Here is a 6,300-nt window from a genome sequence, read left to right as displayed (position 1 = left end):
GGTGATCGATTCGAGCAACTCGCCGGTAGCTAAATCGATGATGTGCAGTCGGTCGCTTTGCGGCGACCCTGCATAGATGAGGCCGTCATAGATTTCGACGCGAGTGGCGCCGCCCGGCAATGGCACCGACTGCAGCAACGTTGGCGAAGTCGCAGCGGCGACATCGATGATTTGTATTCCGTAGATCCCAGTCGCGACCGCGGCAAGATTCTGTAATGGCGAGATGTCTAAATCAAGGGCATTGCCGTTGAGCATGAGCTGACTGACTACGACCGGCATTTGCAGTTGACTGACGTCAATGATCGCAAGGCCATAGCTACCGGTGGCGACGTATGCCATTTGGTCACCGGTGTCAAGAACTGAACCCACCAGTCTGATCTCAGTGGCTTCCCCCTGAATCAGCAGAGACGCAACCACGCCGGTTGGAAACGCCAAACCGGAGAGCGGGTCAAGACCTTGCTCGATCTCGGCTCGGTCAGAGATACCATCGAGGTCACTATCTGCATTCGTCGGATTGGTGCCGATGATCGATTCGACTAGGTCGGTCAAACCATCAAAATCAGAATCAGCGCTTGAGTCAACAACGATTGGTCGGAAGCAGATCGAAGTTGACTCACCCGAAGAGGCTGTAATGACGATCGTTTCACGGACTTGAAAACTGGATGCACCAACCAGACGCAGGAGATATTGCGAGTTTGGCTGCAGGGCGATGTCGGTTATCGATCCGTCGCGTTCCGTAGTGCCTCGGATCACAAATCCGTTATCCAAGTTCTCCAAATAGTAGAAGTACTTTTCACTGACAAAATGTTGAAGTTCCAGATCCGCATCGAACAACAGGTCTTCGTATTCAGCCATTCTGGCTGCGAATCTCTCTGCCGGAGTTTGCCCCTCAAACAAAGCGATCAGATTTGACTCCAGCGTTGCCAATTGATCACGCTGCTGTTGGGTTAGTTCCGCTTCGCTTTGGGCGTTTCCTATCAATTGCTCAATCTGATTTGCAATGTCCTGCGACAGATCAAGATCTGTTTGGATAGAGTCTTGGATTGCCCTCATATTCGCAATCAATTGCAACAGAGGATCGCTGATCGGAAGATTCGATTGCGATTCCGTGTTCAGTTCAAATGGCGGAGGGGCATTCCCGTCCGTGCCGCCACTAGAACCACCGCCAGCACACAACTCAGCAACCTTGACACAGGCATCCCTCGCTGCCTCCGCCGCGCGTTTTGACGATGCGTAGTTGAAGGTGTTCTTGAAATTTGAAACGAACGTTGAAAAGTAGGCCTTCGCGCAAACGATATATGCGTTGTATCCTCGAAATGGTGTGCAATCATCAGGCTTTTTGGGTTGCGTGATTGGCGGTGTCAGTCCATGCCAACCCGGTTTGGTGATTCCCGTTCCGGGATCCGAGGTGACCGACAGACCGTCTTCGGAAACCGTCGCCGTGCCTTCGATCACCAGTCGTCCCGTGGTGTGATCGAAGCTCAAGAAATTCAGCTTCGTGCCGGGAGCCGCGTTGAACACGTTGGGAAACGTGATCTGCAGCGGCGTCGCGAAGGCCGCCGCATCCGGTGCTTGAATCGTGATGTCAAAGGTGTGCTGCAACAGCCCCGCGGGCAACATGTCGCGGACCAGTTCCGGCGGGACGGCGCTGATCCCCACCTGTCCACCTGTGATCGGTTGACCGTCTGGTCCGATCAGACTTGCCGGTTGGATTTCCAGTTGCAAGTACTGCCGTTGCTGTGCTGTCAGATTCGGTGCGGATTCAGCGTCGACACCGATCGTGGTGGCGGCCGAATCGCTGACCGACTGCAGGATCGAAGACTTGATTCTCGGCAGGTAGGTTTCTAACCGATCCAGGTTCGCTTCGCGCTGTGCCCGCGTTCCCATGGTGCCCATCACGGTGTTCGCCTGTCCGACCAGGATTTCCAGGTCCATCACCATTTCAGGGAAATAGAATCCTGCCGGGGCATTGGTCGCCGTGCGGCCGTCGATCGCCAATTTGAGGTTTCCCGCCGGCACCGAGGCAAAGCTGAAATAGCCTTGAGCATCGGTCGTCACGGCTTGGTTCTCGAGACCGAGAATGAAGACTTTGACACCCGCGAGCGGATTCAAAAAGATGTCGTCCGCGGTGTGCAAGGCACCATCGGGTCCGGCACGGAAATCGTCAAAGGTCATCGGTTTTAAATCGACGCCCGGATCATACACCCGCCCGGACAGACTGGTGCCCGCCAGCGGAACCAGACTGACTGTCGTGAAGCGATAAGAAAACGTTCCTCCGGCTGTTCCGTTTCCGTCGGCATCAAGCGGTTGACCACCATCGGCCGCCAAGATCGTGTCACCGACGACATGCACGGTGACCGTCGATGCACCCGGTAGGGGTTGGTTGAAGAACAGCCACGCGAAACGACCATCGGCGGCGGGAACGATCCTCGCTGGGATCTTGGTTCCGGTGGTGTCGGTGGCATAGAAGTTCGTCGCATTGAGCGAGCCAACGTTCACGGGCCGCGAAAAGAAGACTTGTGGTCGATAGGTCGACCCCACATCACTGGAGCCCGCTGCGGGGGTGACGTGTGTGATGGTTAGCGGAATCAGCTCGGGCAGCGTCACCGAACGAGAAACGGTGGTGACATTGCCTGCCGCGTCGCGCGCGACCACGTTCAACGTGTGTGTCCCGGCGGTCAACGTCGATAAATCAAGTGCCGTGTTGAACGCACCACCCGCCTTCGATGTCAGGAACGAGCGGGCGGCTCCGCCGTTGAAGTTGTACGTCAGCGCCACGAGTGCCGCGCCGGTACCCGAAACGCTGCCGGTTAGCCTTGCCCCGGCGGCCAGGGTTGCGCCGGCCGGCGGCAGGTCAACCGTCAAGGCCGGGGCGATGGTGTCCAGCACAAAGTCCAACTGTTTGATGCCGGACGTGTTGCCCGCGTAGTCGGTCGCGCGCAACTTCAACGCGTGCGCGCCGTCTGCCGTGCCGTCCAGTGGCAAGGTGGTTTGGAAGGAAAAGTTTCCATCGGCATCGAAACTCAAGGGGCCAAACGCACCGTTGTCCAGTTGTGCCTCCAACGTCGCGACGCCCGAGAGGTTGTCGAGCACCCGGCCGGTCACGGTCACGTTTTGTTGTGTCGCGATCGCCGTGTTAGGCGAAACAAGAATGACCGTCGGAGCGATTTGATCGACCGACGTCGTGAAGGTCCCGAGCACATAAGAAGCCAGGGACCGGCCCGCCTCCAGCCCGTCTCGATTGGAGAAGTCGTAGTGAATCCCGCCGTAAACGCGGCTACGGCCCGCTTCCTCAGCCGCCTCGTCGAAGTTGTTGAACGCGCGGCTGACGCCGGGCAAGCTCGCCGAGGTGGCGACGAAGGAAAAGCCGGGACCGAACGTCGCCGTCAGAATCGCTGCTGCTGCGCCGCTGTAGGTGCTGTGTCCGGAAACGTATTCGGGAAACGGTGGTGAAATCACAAGCGGCGTCCACGACGGATCCGCGAGCGTTGCGGCGTTGCCGTCGCTGGAGCCCGCGCGGATCGCCGTCTCGGGGCGCCAAAAGTCATACCGGTATTTTGCGTTCCAAGCGACGATGGCCGCATCACCGAGGGAGAGATTGAGCGCCGCGAACAGTCTCGCGTTTTCAGAAATGCTGTTGCCCGCCGTGAGTGCGGCGTCGCCGGCGATCACGTTCCAGTGACCGACGGGGGTTGAGGTTCCCGCGCCGTCAGCCCAGAACCGGGCGATCTCGGTTTGATCGGCGGTTCGAGAGGGACTGTTCAGTTGACCGAGTGACTTGACTTCGTTGTAAGCGGTCGCCCACGCTTGGCTGGACAGGTCCGGCGGCCCGGCCGGTAAGAACTGGTCGGCAGTCGTCATCGCAAACGGCGTCAAGTTTGCCCATTGGGGATGCAGCGCCTGGGCATAGGTCGGGCCGGTGGGAAGCCAGGCACCGGGAACGGTGCCGGGAACGTAGTCCACGAACGCATTCCAGCCGTCACCCGCCCGCATGGCGAGGATCGCATCGGCGACGGACCGGCCGAACGTCACGCCGGCAGTCTTGCCAGAGCCCTCGGGAACGACCGCCAGTGCCGCCTGCAAGTTGGCATCCAGGAAGGATTGTTGCCCCGGATACAAGTCATTCAAAACGTGGTAGGCGGCGCCGGAGACGGCCGCTTCCAAAGAGGCGCCCGCCGGCGGCAGCAACGAAACGAAGTATCCGGGACGTCCCTCCAACGAAGCCACCGCGTCATAGATCGCCGCATGAACGATCGCCGTCGCCCGTGACGCGTAGGTCGGTGACGATGCATCAAAGGTAATCGCATCGAGGGTGACTTGATTCCAACGCAAGACCGGATCCTGCGGGCCGGTCTGAATCACTCGCTCGAGATTAAAATTGGCGACAGTCGAGTTGCCGGCCGCGTCGGTGGCAATTGCCGTGAATGGATTCGAGCCGACCTGAAGTTCAACGGACGCGAACTGAACGGCACCGGTATTGGAGCTAAGCGATGTCGCAGCAACCGGGGCGAGTGCGACCGAGACGTTGGGGTCGGTACTGCCCACCAAGGTGACGCGTGATGCGTTGGTGGTTCGCGGTCCGACAGCGCCGGAGCCCGCGGAAAGATCGAGCGCGGGCGCTGCGGGAGGCAAGGTGTCGAGAATGAAATCGAGATCCAGGGAGGTCGGGTTGCCAAAACCGTCGCGGGCGACGATGCGAACCTGATGGCCGCCATCGGCAAACCCCGGGATCGCCTTGGGATCGAAGGAGAACGAGCCGTCAGGATTGACCGGGACGCTGATCGTCGTCGTGCCGTCCAGATGGGCTTGGACCGAAAGGGACCCCAACGGATCCGATACGGTTCCCGAAATGGTTGCATCAAAGGTCAGGCGATCGGTGTTCGTCAGCCCTCCCGGTGCGGTGTCGTTCAGCAGGGCGGCGTGAAGCGTCGGCCCTGTCAAGTCCAGTGACCCCGCCGGTAACCGCGCGAACAGGTTTTCGCGAATCCTCAATCCGTCCAAGACGTTGATTTGTCCAGATCCGTCGAAGTCGAAGTAGGCGGAATAGTTGTCGTTGGCCGGGCGGGCAAACAGTCGGCTGCGAAGCCCAATCCCATCGATCACGTTGGTCACACCGTTGCGATCCCCGTCCCCGGGAACGACGTCGAACGTATAGACGAAGTCGCCGCCTGGTGTGGCATTGCCCGTCGGGTAAGCCCCCAGAAAGTCTCCATCGAGCGACGTCCCGATGCCGTTGGTGATGCGATCACTTAATCGAATGGCAAACTTGTCTTTGCCTAATTCGCTCGGTAGCGTCCAGGTTGCGATGAAAGTGTTGCCGTCGTAGTGCAAGTCCTCCGCACGCGGCACGATGGCCAAGCCGGAATTGACCCCTTGAATACGAAGGTCATCGAAACGGACGTTAACGTGTTCGCTGAACTTGAACTTGACCTGGTTCAAGTTTTTCCAGGGCAACACCTGCGCGGTTTGTCCGGGCAGCAGACGAAACCCAATGGTTCCGAGTCCTTGTGAGCTGAGGTGATCTTGGAAAACCGAGTTCCAACCGCTGCCCGAGACGCTCGCGTCCTGGATCACCGCGGCAAGAAGTTGCCGTGATTCAAGCCGCTCTAAATGCAGCGCCCTCGAACGGCGATTGATGGAACGGCGAGTCTTCGAAAAACCCTTCCACTTGCTTGCTCGCTGCCGCCTCGGCAAAGTGAGAGAAGCACCCAACCCGGAAACTACCGTACCCATGGCATGGCACCTTAGATTGAACGCCAGTGACCAATCGACAGATGGTCACCACGAAGCAGATTATCTGGAGGGCCGATGAACCCGTCAATCGAAAGGGATACGAATTCGTTTAACTTTGGGGGAAATAAACTGGAACGGTTTTTCGCCCCTGTCTCGGCTGCCTGTCGAGTTCGTCGATCTTGCGAACTCAACGCGATCACATCAAGTGCGACGCGTCAGCGAGAGACGCTGCGTGGCCCGTGCTAGCGCGTGCGGAATGCAACCCCATACCGCTAAATGAAGACAAACGGAGAGGCCGTTGATCCACTGGCAAATCTTTTTCCAACTCGATTCGCAGGCTGGATGCTCCCGATGCTCGCGCTCGATTGGCAAGCTGGAAACGTACGCCACAACAGGCTCATCCTGAGGCTGCCCGACTGCTTCGGCTATTGGGTGACTTTCAAGACATAGGCAAACTCGGACGGTTTGGTCGTCGGCAGTTGCACCGTGAGCCCGTTTGCGTCGCGCGACCACTCCAGTTTCTGGTCGGACCCCAGCATCGTGATCGACTTGATTTTACCCTGATAG

At 58.7% G+C, this 6,300-nt stretch carries 2 protein-coding genes; both read right to left on the bottom strand.

Translation table 11 applies throughout. The features are described 5' to 3' along the window. A partial coding sequence (locus ABX749_RS17585; protein ID WP_372897112.1) for an Ig-like domain-containing protein occupies nt 1–5,574 on the bottom strand: 5,574 nt, incomplete at its 3' end. 584 nt (nt 5,575–6,158) lie between these two features. Further along, entirely contained in the window at nt 6,159–6,272 is a 114-nt protein-coding gene (locus tag ABX749_RS17580; RefSeq protein WP_372897113.1) for an alpha-L-fucosidase C-terminal domain-containing protein, read from the bottom strand. Between the last annotated feature and the right edge of the window lie 28 nt (nt 6,273–6,300).

Source organism: Stieleria sp. (genome assembly GCF_041595215.1).
Taxonomy (GTDB): Bacteria; Planctomycetota; Planctomycetia; order Pirellulales; family Pirellulaceae; genus Stieleria; species Stieleria magnilauensis.
Note: the sequence above shows the minus strand (reverse complement) of the source record. Positions and strands in the feature narration are given on the sequence as shown.

Excerpts from the sequence above, each read along its gene's own strand:
- ABX749_RS17580 (WP_372897113.1), bottom strand. The coding sequence starts at position 6,272 with ATGCTGGGGTCCGACCAGAAACTGGAGTGGTCGCGCGACGCAAACGGG.